This window comes from Phycisphaerae bacterium, from assembly GCA_017999985.1.
In the GTDB taxonomy this organism is placed as follows: Bacteria; Planctomycetota; Phycisphaerae; order UBA1845; family Fen-1342; genus JAGNKU01.
Genome location: JAGNKU010000004.1, coordinates 160,585 through 176,343 on the forward strand (window position 1 = coordinate 160,585; position 15,759 = coordinate 176,343).

Here is a 15,759-nt window from a genome sequence, read left to right on the forward strand (position 1 = left end):
GCCCATGAACGGCGAGCGGCGGGCGCTGTCGTGCCCTCAATGCGGGTGGCAGATCACGCCACGCGGGCGCAGCGTGCCGCGTTTCTGCGCCGTGTGCGGGCAACCGCTGGCAGCAACGCTGCCGAATTTCGCCGCGAGTTCGCCGATGCCGCGGCCTACGCCGCCGGGCGCCTCGGCGGCCTTCATTCTCGGCTTGTGTGGGATTGTGCCGGTCGTGGGGCTTGCGCTCGGGATAGTGGCGATGGTGCTGGGGGGCCGCGCGCTGCGGACCATCCGGACTTCCGGCGGTCAGCTCGGGGGCGAGGGTCTGGCCCGGGCCGGCATGATCATCGGCGGCTTCTGCGCGCTGCTCTGGATGATCGCGCTTTTCCGCTGAATTACTGAAAACGGTGGGGGTAGCACGGACCACCGTGGCACGACCGTGTATGAAGGTCGGCGGGGTTTTATAATCGTGTGTGACTGCGTCAAGGAGACACCCATGACGACCGGCCAGACCGGCGCCCGCACCGTCCGTGCCCCCCGCGGCGCCCAGCTTTCCTGCCAGGGCTGGCAGCAGGAAGCCGCCCTGCGCATGCTCATGAACAACCTCGACCCTGACGTCGCCGAAAACCCCGACCAGCTCATCGTCTACGGCGGCTCCGGCCGCGCTGCACGCAGTTGGGCGGATTTCGACCGCATCGTCGCGGCCCTGAAGCGCCTGCAGAACGACGAGACGTTGCTCGTCCAGTCCGGCCGCGCCGTCGGCGTCATCAAGACCCACCCCGACGCCCCGCGCGTCCTCATCAGCAACGCCATGCTCGTGCCCAAGTGGGCCACCTGGGACGAGTTCCGCCACCTCGAGGGCCTCGGCCTCACCATGTACGGGCAAATGACGGCCGGAAGCTGGATCTACATCGGCACGCAGGGGATTCTGCAAGGCACCTACGAGACCTTCGCCGCCGCCGCCCGCAAGCACTTCGGCGGATCGCTGAAGGGCCGGCTGCTCGTCACCGGCGGGCTCGGCGGCATGGGCGGCGCGCAGCCGCTCGCGGCCACGTTCAACGGGGCGGCAGCGCTCTGCGTGGAAGTGGATCGCAGTCGCATCGAGCGGCGCCTCAAGACGCGCTATTGCGACAAGCTCGCAACCGGTGTGGACGAGGCGCTGGACCTGGTGCTCAAGGCCAAGGCCGCCGGCCAACCACTGTCGGTCGGCCTGCTCGGTAACATCGCCGACGTGCTGCAGGATCTAATCGATCGGAACATCACGCCGGATGTGCTGACCGACCAGACGTCAGCCCACGATCCGCTCAACGGCTACGTGCCCAACGGCATGACGTACGAAGCCGCCCTGGCCCTCCGCAAGAGCCACCCGAGCCAGTACACCAAGGCCGCCTTCCGCACGATGGCCGATCACATGCGCTGCATGTTGGAGCTGCAGCGGCGCGGCGCGGTCACATTCGACTACGGCAACAATCTCCGCGGCCACGCGCAGCAGGCCGGCGTCGAGAACGCCTTCGACGTCCCCGGCTTCGTGCCCGAGTACATCCGCCCGCTGTTCTGCGAGGGCTCGGGCCCGTTCCGCTGGGCGGCCCTCAGCGGCGATCCGGCGGACATTCACGCGACGGACGACGCCGTGCTCGCCACGTTCCCGCAGGAAGAGCATCTCTGCCGCTGGATCCGCCTGGCGCGCGAGAAGGTTGCGTTCCAGGGTCTGCCCGCCCGCATCTGCTGGTTGAAGTACGGCCAGCGGGCCATGATGGGGCACGTGTTCAACGAGCTGGTGCGCACGAAGAAGGTCTCAGCGCCGATCGTGATCGGCCGCGACCACCTCGACTGCGGCTCAGTCGCCAGCCCCAACCGCGAGACCGAGGGGATGAAGGACGGCTCCGACGCGATTGCCGATTGGCCAATGCTCAACGCCCTGACGAACACCGCGTGCGGCGCGACGTGGGTCTCGCTGCACCACGGCGGCGGCGTGGGGATCGGCTACTCGCTGCACGCCGGCATGGTCATCGTCGCCGATGGCACGCCGGAGGCCGATCGCCGCCTGCAGCGCGTGCTGACGGCCGACCCGGCAACGGGCGTCATGCGGCACGCCGATGCGGGCTACACCGAAGCCCTCGCCGTGGCGCGCACACAGGGCGTGGACATCCCCGGCCTGAAATAGCAGTGCAGAAATTCTCGGGCTCGTACTCAGGTACGTACGCACGCAGCGGCGTGCCCGCTCGATCCCTCTCCTCCAAAGGACCGGGCCCGCGTTCGTTGCCGAACGCAGGCCCGTGGTGGTCGCTTCAATCATGTCGCCGGCACGGTCGCCGGTCGGGGGTTACTAATCGCCGCGGCCGTAGAGGATGTACACCTCACCGGCGTCGGCACGGCTCTCCGGATCGGCCAGCATGGCGCTGATCGCAAAGTCGCGGAAGCCGTCGCCGTCGAGATCACCCAGCGCGGTCACGCCGCGGGAAAACGCCGTGAAGCTCTTCCCGGAGCTGGTGGTATAGTCGTAGGACTTAGCTCCGCCGCCGAGCTCGTCGCCCACCTTGCGGCCCAGGAACCGCGCACCAGGCAGATCCACCGTCCCGATCGTGTCCGCGACGACGATGTCGCCGGTCAGGTCGGGCGAGCCGTAGATCAGGTACGCCACGCCACGCCCGCCATCGGCGCCGGGGGCGGCGATCAACACGTCGGCGTAGCCGTCGCCGTCCACGTCACCGAGGCCGGCCACGTTCGCGCCCAACTGCTCGCCGTTCGTGCCGACGAAGCGGATGGCACGCTGTTCCGCCACGATCGCGGGGACCGTCCAGCCGCCCGCCGGGCTTTCCAGGGACTCGTTGCCGAGAATGATGATGACCTCGCCGTCGCCGGCCGGGCCCGCCTCGGCACCGACAATCACGTCATCGATGCCGTCGCCATTGAAGTCGCCGGCGTCGTCGAACACACGGGCCAGCGGCGCGACCACGTTGGAGCCCTTGAGCATGACGCCGGCCAGGCGGCCCGCGTCACCGGGGGCCCGGTGCAGATCTTCGAGCAGCACGTGACCCTCAAAGCCGATCGGCCGGCCGTACACGATGTAAATGGCACCCACCGCCTCGCCGGTGACCGGGTCCTCGATGTTCGGCGAGCCGACGCCGAAGTCGCGCACGCCGTCAGCGTTCAGGTCGCCCAGGGCCCGCACGTAGGACAAGTGGGCCGGCGTGTTCTGCTCGGGCCCGATGATCTCGGGCGTGCGGTCCACGTTGTACCCGGCCGTGCCGGTGGGATACGGCGAATAGTCAGCGTCATACCACGCGGACACGGTGGCTTCCGCTTCCACGCAATCGTCCTCGATGACGTGCGTGCTAAACCCGTAGTTCATGCGCCACGAGCCCACCGTCTCGATGATGTACTGATGCGGGGTCGGCAACGTGTAGTCGGAGCGCTCGGTCTGCTCCACGTCGGGGTTGGGCCAGCGCTGTCCCGGCTCGACCCAGAGCTGGGCCGTGTTCACGCCGTCGGAGCCGCGCTGATCGGCGCGCACCATGTACACAGTACCCGCGCCGACACGCTCCGCCGTCAACGCCGGTACATCGTCCGGCCGGGCCGTGTGCTCCGGCGCGCTGATGTACAGCCACGTGCCGTCGCAGGCCACGGCGGTGCCGAAGCGATCGTCCAGGTCCTGCCCGAGCACGCGGGCCCCAATCGAGGTCGGCGGGATAAACATGCCGGCCCGGACGTATGCCAGCGGGACGCCGCCGCCGTCCAGGTTACCGTAGTATCCGGTCCACGCGGAGATCCCGGAGCCCGCCACGTCCCAGGCCGGGTTTTTCACCAGGCTCGTGCGTGCGATCGAGAGCCACGTCACCCAGACATTCGTAAGCTTGCAGCCGTCGGGGCAGCCGTCCGTGTCCAGCGGCAACGTGAGGCCGAATGACGTGGGATTGCTCAACGGCGGATCGGCCGGCGGCACGGTCCACGGCATGTGGAAGCCGCCCGCGCCTTGTGGGGTCCACCAACCGTTCCACGTGTCCCAGACCACGGTGATATCCCGGTACTCGGTCTCGTTCGGGTTGTCTTCGATTCCGCCGCAATCGCCGCAGCCATCCGTGCAGTCGCAGGGGCAGGCCGGGTTCGTGGGGTCTGCCGGGTCGCAGTACGTCGGCGGATCACCGCTGTCCGGGCACTCGGTCTCCGGATCATAGATATCCGGGAGGCAGTTCACGCACGGCGTCTCCGGCACGCTTTCGATAATCCGATAGATGTAAGCATCCAACCCGACGCGTCCCATCCCCGTGAACAACTGCCCAACCTCATGCAGGTCGAGGACGCGGTCGAACTTGCGCGTGATCATGTCCCGGTTGCTGAGCACGTCGTTATGACTCGAGACGATGACGATGCCGCCCCGGGTGAACTGCGCCAGGTCGAAATTCCATGCACCCATCGAGACAGCATCCAGCTCGAACTCGCCCATGTTGGACAGGTCCGGTTCAAGCAGCGGGTGCTGGAAGGGCCGGGACTGGGTGAGGCTCACGGACTCGACCCGCGGGAAGCTGAACGCGATCTCCGCAAGTCCGTCGCCGTCCATATCAGGGATGACCGAGATGTCGGACAGACCTTCGGTCCAGTTGGTGTTTTGCGGCGCGCGAATCCCGCGGAACACCACGCCCGGGATGGTCGTGCCCGTCGCGTTCAGGTACTTGGTGCCGCGCAGCCGCGTGCTGCCGCCGTAGATCATATAGGCTTCGCCCCAGCCCTGACCCTGGAAAGACGCCAGGTTGGGCTTGCCGAAACGCGCCCCGACCAGCAGCTCGTCCTTGCCGTCCCCATCCAGGTCCGGCACGCTCGTCAGCGTGCTGCCGGCCAGGTCGTTGAAGTTGTGGCCGCGGAGGATCGCGCCTTGCGCGCTGTCGGCCAGGTCATTCAGGTCGAAATCGCCGATCAGCCGATTCGTGATCGACAGCTTCGCGAACTTGCCGATGTGCGTCAGGTTTGGCGCGTAGAAAGCCGTGGGCGGCTCGACGCCGTCGGATACCACCACGTAGTAATAGTACGTGCCCGCCGACACCGCGAGCGTCGGTGCGAAGTCCCGCTGAACGTTCGTGCCCGGGCCAAACGTCGTATCGCTGACCAGGAAGCCGGCGTAGCCGTTGGCCGGATTCGTGTCATCGTCCAGCAGGATGCGGACCGTGTGGCTGGAGTTGTCGCTCGTGGTGATCGCGATCGGCCACGTCTTGGGGCTGACGAGGAAATCGTCCGTCGGGCTCACCCAAGTCGCCGTGGGCGGCACCGCATCCACCGTGATCGTGCCGGGGGCGTAAGCGGTCTTGACTTCGCCGAAGCTCGAGGTCACGCGCAGACCCAGGACGAAGTGCCCCAGGCCGTTGCTCAGCAGGCCGGCGGTCGCGTTTGTGTCGTACGTGATCGTCCCCGAACCCGTGGTCAGTGTGACGACTTGGGCGGTGACGGGGGCACCGTCCGCGACCCCATTCTGGTCGCTATCGCGGGCCACCAGGAACTCGGACTTGGTCACCACGCGCTCCCGGTCGGTTAGCCGGTACGCCACGTCGACCATGGTGCCGGGACGCAGGGCCTGCCCCGTCAACGGGGCACTGATGCGCAGCGTGAAGGTGCCGGTGTCGCCCCCGTCGCCGCCGCCATCATCGCCGCCGTCGTCCCCGCCGTCATCCGGCGTGTTCGCGTCGTTTGAGTCGATGATGACCGGTGGGATGGGCCGATCCTGCCCCCCCTGATTGGTATCGTCCGGCGGGGTGGTATTCGGCTCGTTGCTGTCCGGGGTGTTGGAGTCGGGGACCTGCTGCTGTGGACAACCGCCCAGCGACATGATACCCATAGCAACCGCGGCAGCGAGCACCAACGCGACTGGCACGCTGGCAGTGGATCGTGACAACATGAACCGGTACCTCCGCAGTACGGGGAACGTATGTAACCGGGATGCGACCGCGCGGCGGGAAACCCCGCGTGGATACGCAGTCACTCATTAAAGCTATCGACTCACAAGTGCCCAGTCAACGATAACAGGCTGCCGCAAATTGGCGCGGCTCGCCTGGCCGGTGCCCGCGTTAGGTCTGTCATGACTGAGAGTTACGACACGCGACGTCGCGCCCATCGTCCGGAGAACGGCTCCGTCCGATACGGCTCGCGGCAACGTCCGAGAACCGCCCAGGAAACCAACCATGAGTACGATTCGTCCCCTTCCCGGAGTACGCTACGCGACAACCCGGTCGCGCGATATCTCCGCCCTGCTTTCGCCGCCGTACGACATTATAGATGACCGCGGCAAGGCCGAGCTGCAGGCGCGCCACCCGCGAAACTTCGTGACCGTCGATCTGCCGCACATGCCGCCCAAGTCCGCCGGCCCGGCCCACGTCTACGCCGCCTGCAAGACCACGCTCGACCAGTGGCTCGCCGACGGGACACTTGTGCGTGACGCTGTTCCTGCCCTGTACGTCTACCACCAGCTCTACCGCCACGCCGGAACCGCGTACGTTCGCAAGATGTTCTTCGCCCGCCTCCGCCTCGAACCCTTCGGCGAAGGCAGCATCTTCCCGCATGAGCGGACATTTGGTGGCCCCAAGGAGGACCGCCTGGCCCTGACCAAGGCCACCCAGGCCAACCTCAGCCCCATCTTCGGCCTCTACGAGGACGCCCGGAACGAGATCGCCGGCCGGCTGGAACAGCAACTCAGCCGCGAGCCTCTCGCCATCGGCACCGCCGAGGGCGTCGAAAACCGCCTCTGGGCCGTCACCGACGCCGCCACCATCGCCGACGTCACCCGCCTCATCGCCCCCAAACCGACCTACATCGCCGACGGCCACCACCGCTGCGGCACCGGCATGCTCTATCGCGACTGGCTGATCAGCGAGCGCGGGCCCCTGCCGCCGGAACACCCCGCTAACTACGTGCTCTGCGTGTTCTGTGCCATGGAAGACCCCGGCCTGCTCATCCTGCCGACCCACCGCATTCTGCCCGGCGTGAAGGTCACGCCTGAGACCTTCGCCGGCGACAAGCAGGTAGAGGTTAAGCCGCTGAAAGCCGCCGGCCCCAGCGCCGCGATTGCGGCGCTGCGCGACTTCGGCCCGCAGGCTGTCGCCCTCTACTGCGCCGCCACGCAGACCTACAGCGTCGTGCGGCCCATGCGCCCGGACATCCTGGACACTTTGGAACCCGAGCGCACGCCCGCCTGGCGCCGCCTCGGTCTGGCGTTCCTCCACGCGTACCTGCTCGACCGCGTCGTGACACCGAAGCTCTGCGGCGGAACGGCCAGCGAGATCCGCTACATCAAGGCCGACGATGATGCCATCACCGTCACGAACCAGACCGGCGGCACCGGCTTCCTGATGCAGCCGACGACCATGGAAGAACTCCGCGCGGTCTGCAAGGCCGGCGACCTGATGCCGCAGAAGAGCACGTACTTCTATCCGAAGCTCGCCAGCGGCCTCGTGATCAACCCGCTGACGGAGTAACTGCGCCGCGAACGGTCCGGGCTCGGGTGGTATGGGCATCTTGCCCGTCCGACTGTGAAACGGGCGGGACGCCCGCACCACCCGGATCGAATAGAATCGCACCGGAGGCACCGCATGCCGCGCATCACTCGCGTCTACACTCGTACCGGCGACGACGGCACCACCGCCCTCGGCTCCGGCCAGCGCGTCCCCAAGAGCGCCCGCCGCATCGCGGCCTACGGCACCGTCGATGAGCTGAACGCCCAGCTCGGCGTCGTCCTCGCCAGCGGTGTGGCCGCCGAGCTCGTCGCGCCGCTCCGGCGAATTCAAAACGACCTCTTCCACGCCGGCGCGGAGCTGTGCATCCCCGAGGCGGAGCGCGCCGCGCACCCGGGTCCGCGGATCGAGGCGCGCCATGTCGCGGCGCTGGAAGAGCTCATGGACCAGCTCGGCGCGCAGCTTCCAGCGCTGCAGAACTTCGTCCTGCCCGGCGGTGCGGCGGCCGCGGCTCACCTGCACGTCGCGCGCACCGTCTGCCGCCGCGCCGAGCGCGAGGTTGTCGCGCTCGCCGCGGAAGAGCCGATCGGCCCGCACGTGCTCGTCTACCTGAACCGGCTCTCCGACGCGCTCTTCGTGCTGGGCCGCTATCAGAACAAGCTCGCCGGCGTCCCCGAGCCCATCTGGGACAGCCACGCGTAGGGAGGTGCAAGTGGGCTTCAACTACGTGATCCTCGGTGCCGGGCGGCAAGGCGTCGCGCTGGCGTATGACCTCGCCCGCCGTGGCGACGCCGCCCGCATCACGCTCGCCGATCTCGACCATCGCACGGGACAGAGCGCCGTCTCGCGACTGGCTGCCTTGCTGCCGGACTCGTCCTGCCGCATTACGGCCGCCGCGTGCGATGTGTCGCAGCCGGCCGAAGTCGCCCCCGTGCTCAGCGGCGCCGACGTCGTGCTCTCCGCCGTGCCGTATCGCTTCAATCTCGCGCTCACCGACGTCGCGCTCGCCGCCGGCGCATCGTTCTGCGACCTCGGCGGCAACACGGCCGTCGTGAAGCAGCAGCTCGCGCGGCACAAGCGCGCCGCCGCCGCCGGCGTCAGCATCGTGCCCGACTGCGGCCTCGCGCCCGGCCTCGGCAACCTGCTCGCCGCCCACGGTATGGCCCTGCTTGACGAGCCGGAGCACGCCCACATCCGTTGCGGCGGCCTGCCGCAGACGCCGGTCGGCCCGCTCGGCTACAAGCTCGTGTTCAATTTCGACGGACTGATCAATGAATACAGCGGCTGTGGCGAGTTTCTGCGCGACGGCCAGCGCGTCGAAGTGCCGGCGCTGACGGAGCTGGAGGAGATCGAGTTTCCGCCGCCGCTGGGCAAGTGCGAGGCGGCGGTAACGTCCGGCGGAACGAGCGTATGCGCGGAGACATTCGCCGGGCGGCTGAAGACGTTCGACTACAAGACCGTGCGGTACCCGGGGCATTTCGCGATCATCCGGGCGCTGTTCGCGCTGGGGTGCCTGGAGGACGAGGTCACGTTGCCGGATGGCAGCCGGGCGCGCCCGCGGGCGCTCTTGCGGCATTTGATGGAGCAGCGGCTCACGTATCCCGACGTGCGCGACCTGGTCGTGCTGCGCTGCACGGTGAGCGGTCGCCACCAGGGCCGGCCCTGCACGCGGCAATACGACCTGCTCGACCGGCAGGACGAGCGCACCGGCTTCACGGCGATGGAGCGCACCACGGCGTTTCCGGCGGCGCTGGTCGCATACATGCAAGCCCGGAAGCTGGTCGAGCCCGGCGCGCGGCCATTAGAGGTCGCAATTCCGGTGCGGCAGTACTTCGACGAACTGGCCGCGCACGAGATCGACGTTCGCGTCCACGTGGGCTGAGGGGGGAGTTCTAAGTCGTCAGTTGTCAGTTCTCAGTCGTCAGTCATCAGTACTCAGTTCTCAGTCGTCGGTTGTCAGTTCTCAGTCGTCGGCCTTCAGCCGGGGGCCGGCGCGCCAGCCTCCGCTCCGCGCCCGCAGCGCAATCCGAGCCCGCCGCGCAAGCAAGGGCCTGCTGAAGCGCGCGCAAGGGCCCATTGAGCGCGAGCGCAGGCTCTCATCAGAACCCGGAGCGGTAGCGACGGGCTCCAATTGGCGCCGTCGCTGGCGCTGCGGGGTGCGCCAGCGCGCTGCATCCACGGCCTGGCTGCGCCAGACCGTGCCACGCGCCGACCTCTGGCTGAAAGCTGAAGGCTTCTCTACCGTCCCCGCCGCACCGGCTCGAACGCCTGCACGCCACCCTGAGGCACGATGAAGATCTCCACCCGTCGATTCTTCGCTGCGTCGTCGCCCAGCGGGCGCTTGTCCGCGTACCCCATCACGCCCAGCCGCGCCGCCGGCACACCGCCCTTTGCCAGCACGTCCTTCACCGCGATCGCGCGGTGCACTGACAAGTGCCAGTTCGTCGGGTGCTTCTCCAGCGTCTCGGCCTTCGTGATCGGAGCGGCGTCCGTGTGGCCGACCACGATCATCTCGTACTCTGCGAGTTCCCCCGCCGCCAGCACCTGCGCCAGCTCGTGCAGGGCGGCCTGCGCGTCGGCCCGCACCGCGTCGCTGCCAGATTCGAACAGCCGGTCGTTCGCGAAGCTGATCGCGCCGCGGCCGCGCTCGTACCAGACGCGATCGCCGTACTTGCCGGCCAACGCCTGCAGGGCCGCATCGGTGTTCGCCGGCAACGGCGACGCCGGCAGCTCCGGCCGCTTCAGGGAGCCCGACTTCGTCTGCTCGATGATGGCCTGCAACTCCTGGTTGTGCTGCGCCACCTTGGCCGCGTGGTCGTTCACCGCGGCGATCTGCGCGCGCGCGGTGCGTGCTTCTTCCTCGGCCCTGTTGGCCCGCTGCTGCAGACTCGTGACCTGCGCGCGCTCGCTGGCGAGTTGCTGGCGCAGGCTGTCGCGCTCCTGCTCGCACGTGCGCTGCGCGTCCGCGCCGGGCTGCGCGCCAGCCGTGGGGCTGGGACTGGAGCTGGGGCTCGTGCATCCGCAGATGCCAGTTACAAAAAGAGCAGCCGCGACGATCGTCCGGTACATGTCTACCTCCCTGTCATGGTCCACCCCGCGCCACCGGGCGGACGTCGTGTCCGGCTAGCGCCGGCGCGGGACGAAAGCCTTGCCGAGGAACCAGCCGACCACGAGTGCGATCACGGGCACCAGCACCGCCCCGCCGAGGAAGAAGTAAAAGGTCTTGCCATCGCCGAGGAACTTGCCGTAGTCAGGCAGGTAGCCCTGTACGACGCCCGCCACAACGGTCGCCGCCAGCGCCATCAGCACAAGCGCGCCGACCAGCAGGCCGGAGAACATCCCTTCGGTCGTGTCGCCCACGACGGCCGGCAGCGGCAGCGGCACTTCCGCGGGGGCCGCCTCCTCCAGCGGGGCTTCTTCCACCGCGGCGGGTTCGACGGCCGCCGGCGCGGCCTCCTGCACCGGTGCAGCTTCCTGCTTGGGCTCCGCCGCGGCCTCTTCCTCCCCGGGATAGATTTCGTCCAGCAGGTCGGCGCCCAGAGCCGTGTCGTCGGCCTCGCGCGCCAGGTCCAACAACCCGGACCCGCTGCCCGCGCCTTCGAGCGACACCTGGTCGTCCGTGGCGCCAGTGGTGATCTGCGTCTTCGCCATGGGGTCGGCGTCGACCTCGATTTCGTCCTCGTCAAATACGCCGATGCCCTTGGCGGTGATGACCGTGTCCTCTTTCTTCTCTTCCTCCTCGGGCAGCGGTTCGAGCCCGATGATGCTCGTACCCCCCGAGGAATCCGCCAGACTGGCCAGTTCATCGCGTCCGGCCGGGGGCTCCGGCGACGTTTCGCCGGCAGGTTCGAGCAGGATCTCGCCGGTGTCCGATGCTTCCGACGCGCTGCTGGTGACGAGTTTCTCGATGTCGTCCGCCTTGAAGAAGACCTTGCCCGCGTCGCGGAACTCGCGCAGGACGCCGCCGCGCACGAGGGCTTTCACCTCGTCGGCGGTCTTGCCGAGCTTCGCACAGACTTCTTCCAACGAGTAAAACGGCTTGCTGGCCATGCGGTACTCCTGTCGCCTGCGAGGGCTCAGTCCTTGGGCGGCGGCACGTCGGTCGGCCGCACGGGCTCGTCCGCGCCGGGCTCGGGCGGCGTCGCGCCGGCTTGCGCCCGCTGCTGGGCTACCAGCTTCTGCACCATGCGGAAATCCGGGGCCGCACAGTTGAAGTCCTGCAGGTAGCGATCATAAATCCAAGTGCGGGCGGCGACCAGCCGCAGCTTGCTGGTTCCGCCAACCGTTTCAAACGCATAGCACCAGATCGTCCCCTGATCGACATCGAGCATGAAAAGGCCGTACTGGTCGCGCTGGAGCGGGCCGGTAAAAGCGAAGATGCCGCGGGCGCCGGCGAGCGGCGGCTGGCCTTGGGCGAAGGCCGCCGGCGCGCTGAGGCCGATCGGACGCGCCCACAGCGCCCCGGCAATGACGCCCAGCAAAACCGCCAGCACCCAGAGCACGGTCTGGCTGCCAGGTCTGCGCGGGGTAGCCGGCACGTGGTTGTCGGGCGAAATCGGGGTCACGGGACACTCCACGAGGATGGCGTTACTGCCCCATGGGATGCTAGTGCTCGCCGGGTGACGACGCAAGGCCCGGGCGGCTTGGGGGAGCGCTCCCGGTCGAGGCAGCGGAAACGCAAACAACATAGTCTGGCCCCTAGCAATCCAGACGGCGGGTGATATAATCTTGAGCGACGGATTTAGGTACTTAGGGTGACGATGGTTGCGCGCCTTTCCCAGGCTTCGGCTGAGGTGCCGGGCTTGGTTAAGCGGCGAAGGCTCGATCACGGAGTGCGAAGCGATAAAGAGCGGCGCCGCCCGCGTGCGGCGCAATCACATGTGCGAGACGCGATGCCCAGGATCCAGTTTTCATAAACCCCTCATTCACGATTCATTCACGGATCCTGCAAATCGCGAGCGCGGTGTGAAGTCTTACCGCTGATCTCTCCCGGGAACTGCGGGTGCCGTAAAGCGGCGTCGGGTCAGGTCCCGCCGGAGCGTTGCCTGCCATCGCGCCCATGGACCCGGGGCGCGTGAGTAGCTGCCCCGCCTTTGATCATGCTCAAAAGGCGGATGAAAACATGTTCTCCCAACAACTCGTGCTCGCCATGCCGGATTCGGCCATGGCGTGGGCTGCGGCCCTGCTCGGTTCCGCCGTGGTCGGGGGCGCCGCGGTGCTGGCGTTTTTCCACTTTCTCGGTCACAGGGAACGTGCTGCCCGGCAGGCCGAAGCGCAGCGACTGATCGCGGATGCCCAGGAGCGCAGTGCGGCCGTGCTGCGCGCGGCGGAGATCGAGGCGCAGAAGAAAGCGCTCGAGGCCATGGAGCGCTTCGAGCAGGAGACGGCTGAAACCCGTAACGAGCTGCGCGCGGCGGAGCGACGCCTCGACAAGCGCGAGGACACGCTGGTCAAGAAAGAGGACGTGCTCACGACCAAGGAGCGCAAACTCGAGGGCGATCAGGCCAAGCTGGCGGAGCAGTCCCGGATCCTCGCCGAAAAGACCACCCAGGTAGACAGCCTGCTGGCCCAGCAGCGGACCGAGCTCCTCCGCATCGCCCGTTTAAGCCCCGACCAGGCCCGTTCTCTGTGCCTCAAACAAGTTGAACGCGAGGTCGAGAAGGAGGCCGGCCAGCTCGTCGAGCGGATCATCAACAACGCCGAGGAGAACGCGCGCGAGAAAGCCCGCTACATCATTGTGTCGGCCATCCAGCGCTACGCCGCCGAGCACACCTGCGAGACGGTTGTCGCGACGGTGGACGTGCCATCCGACGAGATGAAGGGCCGCATCATCGGGCGCGAGGGCCGGAATATCCGCGCGTTCGAGAAGACCACCGGCGTGACCGTCATCGTCGACGACACGCCCGGCATCGTGCAGGTGTCATGCTTCGACCCGGTGCGCAAGGAAATCGCGCGCCAGTCGCTGGACCAGTTGATCCGCGACGGGCGCATCCATCCCACGCGCATCGAGGAAGTCGTCGCCGAGGTCACGAAGGAGGTCGAGGAACGCGTGGTCGTCGCGGGCCGCGAGGCCGCCGCGACGGCGAACGTGTCCGGCGTGAACAAGAAGATCCTCGACGTGCTTGGCCGGCTGCAGTTCCGCACGAGCTACGGGCAGAACGTGCTCAAACACTGTGTCGAGGTGGCCTACCTGAGCGGGCTGATGGCCGATGAGCTGGGACTGGACGGGGCGCTCGCCCGCCGGTGCGGCCTGCTGCACGACCTCGGCAAGGCCCTGGACCACGAGGCGGAAGGCAGCCACACGAAGGTCGGGTACGAATTCGCCCGCCGGTTCAACGAGCCGCCGGCGGTGCTGAACGCGATTCAGGGGCACCACGGCGACGTGGCGGCGACGCATCCATACACGCCGCTGGTGTCCGCGGCGGATGCGATCAGTGCGGCGCGGCCGGGCAGTCGCCGCGAGTCGATCGAGCGTTACATCAAGCGTCTGCAGGAATTGGAGGCGATTGCGACGTCGTTTCCCGGCGTGCGGCAGGCGTATGCGATCGAGGCGGGGCGCGAAGTGCGCGTGATCGTGGACGCGGAGCGCGTGGACGACCGCTCGTCGCTGAAGCTGGCGCGGGACGTGGCGCACAAGATCGAGGAGGACGTGGCGACGTTCCCCGGCGAGATCAAGGTCACGGTCCTGCGCGAGGTGCGCGCCACGGAATACGCCATCAGCGGCCGGCATCGCGGCAACGGCGATCGCGCCGCCGAGCATCGATTCATTGAGTCTGAGCCGGAGCCGGACGAGCCAGCCGATGCGGCGAGCGAGCCGCCGGCGGAGGCGTGACGCCGGCCGCCAGACGCGCACGCATCGATGCTCGTCGATCGGCGGCTGGCCGGCGCTGGTTGCTTGGCCTGATTTTCGGTTCGCTCCGCGGCATCTGGCTGGCGGGATCCCCGGCCAAAAGGTCATCACGGGCTTTCGGGGTCTTCAATCGCGGGCTATAATCAAAACGCTCGAGTGGTGCGCGGCTCGTACGGGTTTACCCCCCGGCCTGTCGGCCCCGCCACTCGGGCATTTTTGTGCGCGGACCGCGCCGCGCGCGGGGGCTCTCCACGCTGCGACTGACGCACGGCAGTGTCCGAGAGTGCAAAGAAGGTACGGGCAGTTCCTCAGGTTCCCTGTCCCCGCCCGGCGGCGCGCCGTCATCGATGTACAACCGCGTGAGTTGGACCTACCGCAGTTGAGATTCGATCGTCGCCGCAGGTATGATGGCCTTCGGACCACAACTCATCAGCGGGTGTAGCGATATGGCACGCGGCGAGCAAATCCTGCGGCAGTGGAATCTCTTGCGGACCCTCCAGACCCGCGGGCAGGGACTGCCGCTGCGCGAGCTGGCCGCCGAGAGCGGCGTCACCGAGCGCACCGTGCAGCGTGACTTCGAAGTCCTCCAGGAGCTGGGCTTCCCGATCGACTACCAGGAAGACGAGTACGGCAAGCGCTTCTGGCGCCTGCCGCATGACTTCTTCAGGACCGGGCCGCTCGTGCTCAGCCTGACGGAGGCCCTGTCGCTGCACCTCGCCGAGCACCTGTTCGCACCGCTCGCCGGCACGCTCTTCGCCGAAGGGATCGCTTCAGTCCGCGACAAGCTCCGCAGCCTCATGCCGGCGCAGGCCCTGGAGTACTTCCGCGACCTGGATGAGACGGTCTACGTCCGCCGCACGGGCGTAACCGACTATTCCGCCCACGCCGACACCATCCGGACGCTGACCGAGGCCGCCCAGCGCGGGCAGGTCGTCGAGATCGCGTATCGGGGGCTCTGGCGGCCGGCGGAATACACGACGGCGGTCGATCCATACGGGCTGGTGCTCTACGAGGGCGACCTGTACCTGGTCGGCCGCTCGCACCGGGCCAATGCCGTCCGCATTTTCAAGGTCACGCGGATCGAGACGGTGACGCCGCAGGTCTTCAGCCGGCCGCCGGGCTTCGCGCTCGAACAGCACTTTCGCAACACGTTCGGCATCGTCCGCACCGGCGGACCGCCGACCGAGGTGGTGGTGCGTTTCACCGGGCCGGCGGCGGCGCTGGTCGAGGAGCGCATGTGGCACGAGAGCCAGCACGTGGAGTGGCTGGCGACTGAGCACACGCTGTTCGAGGAGTGCAGCGGCGACCATCCGACGCTGCAGGCGACGTTTCGCCTGGCGGACGTGGTCGAGTTCAAGCGCTGGATCAAGGGATTCGGCGCCGACGCCGAGGTGCTCCGACCGGAGTCGCTGCGCCGCGAGCTGCGTGACGAGTTGCGCGCCACGCTGGACCGGTATGAGCGCAGCGCGGGTGAAGCCTGAAGGACGGCCTGCT

The 15,759-nt window shown here is 67.9% G+C and carries 11 protein-coding genes; 7 read left to right on the forward strand and 4 right to left on the reverse strand.

The genetic code is table 11. The annotated features are described in order from the left end of the window. The first annotated feature begins 4 nt into the window (after window positions 1-4). Window positions 5-376: a DUF4190 domain-containing protein gene (locus KA383_07210; GenBank protein ID MBP7745908.1), complete on the forward strand. Its 372-nt coding sequence runs from the start codon at window positions 5-7 to the stop codon at window positions 374-376. Window positions 377-478: 102 nt separating this feature from the next. Further along, window positions 479-2,146 carry a urocanate hydratase gene (gene hutU, locus KA383_07215; protein MBP7745909.1) on the forward strand — a complete coding sequence of 556 codons (1,668 nt, stop codon included), beginning with the start codon at window positions 479-481 and terminating at the stop codon, window positions 2,144-2,146. Between the two features lie 162 nt (window positions 2,147-2,308). Here hutU and KA383_07220 read toward each other — a convergent pair whose 3' ends face one another. After that, a complete protein-coding gene (locus KA383_07220) occupies window positions 2,309-5,866 on the reverse strand; it encodes an FG-GAP repeat protein (GenBank protein MBP7745910.1) in 3,558 nt (1,185 codons plus the stop codon). 283 nt (window positions 5,867-6,149) lie between these two features. Here KA383_07220 and KA383_07225 point away from each other — a divergent pair, with 283 nt between their 5' ends. The 3 genes from KA383_07225 to KA383_07235 all read left to right on the forward strand — a co-directional run bounded on the left by KA383_07225 (window position 6,150) and on the right by KA383_07235 (window position 9,297). Then, window positions 6,150-7,439, forward strand: a complete 1,290-nt coding sequence (locus tag KA383_07225; GenBank protein MBP7745911.1) for a DUF1015 domain-containing protein — start codon at window positions 6,150-6,152, stop codon at window positions 7,437-7,439. Between the two features lie 114 nt (window positions 7,440-7,553). After that, complete coding sequence (locus KA383_07230; protein ID MBP7745912.1) at window positions 7,554-8,117, forward strand: cob(I)yrinic acid a,c-diamide adenosyltransferase; 564 nt, start codon at window positions 7,554-7,556, stop codon at window positions 8,115-8,117. Window positions 8,118-8,127: 10 nt separating this feature from the next. Further along, entirely contained in the window at window positions 8,128-9,297 is a 1,170-nt protein-coding gene (locus tag KA383_07235) for a saccharopine dehydrogenase NADP-binding domain-containing protein (protein ID MBP7745913.1), read from the forward strand. Window positions 9,298-9,653: 356 nt separating this feature from the next. Here KA383_07235 and KA383_07240 read toward each other — a convergent pair whose 3' ends face one another. Genes KA383_07240 through KA383_07250 form a run of 3 tightly spaced genes read right to left on the reverse strand, consistent with a single transcriptional unit; the run spans window position 9,654 to window position 11,980 of the window. Next, entirely contained in the window at window positions 9,654-10,484 is an 831-nt protein-coding gene (locus KA383_07240) for an OmpA family protein (GenBank protein ID MBP7745914.1), read from the reverse strand. 54 nt (window positions 10,485-10,538) lie between these two features. After that, on the reverse strand, window positions 10,539-11,465 hold the full coding sequence (locus KA383_07245; GenBank protein MBP7745915.1) for a helix-turn-helix domain-containing protein: 927 nt from the start codon (window positions 11,463-11,465) through the stop codon (window positions 10,539-10,541). A 26-nt stretch (window positions 11,466-11,491) separates the two neighbouring features. Next, the gene (locus tag KA383_07250) at window positions 11,492-11,980 is read right to left on the reverse strand and encodes a hypothetical protein (GenBank protein ID MBP7745916.1); all 489 of its coding nucleotides are present in this window, start codon (window positions 11,978-11,980) and stop codon (window positions 11,492-11,494) included. A 584-nt stretch (window positions 11,981-12,564) separates the two neighbouring features. Here KA383_07250 and rny point away from each other — a divergent pair. Both rny and KA383_07260 read left to right on the forward strand, forming a co-directional pair. Next, on the forward strand, window positions 12,565-14,247 hold the full coding sequence (rny, locus tag KA383_07255) for a ribonuclease Y (GenBank protein MBP7745917.1): 1,683 nt from the start codon (window positions 12,565-12,567) through the stop codon (window positions 14,245-14,247). A 464-nt stretch (window positions 14,248-14,711) separates the two neighbouring features. After that, on the forward strand, window positions 14,712-15,746 hold the full coding sequence (locus KA383_07260) for a transcriptional regulator (GenBank protein ID MBP7745918.1): 1,035 nt from the start codon (window positions 14,712-14,714) through the stop codon (window positions 15,744-15,746). Window positions 15,747-15,759: the final 13 nt, after the last annotated feature.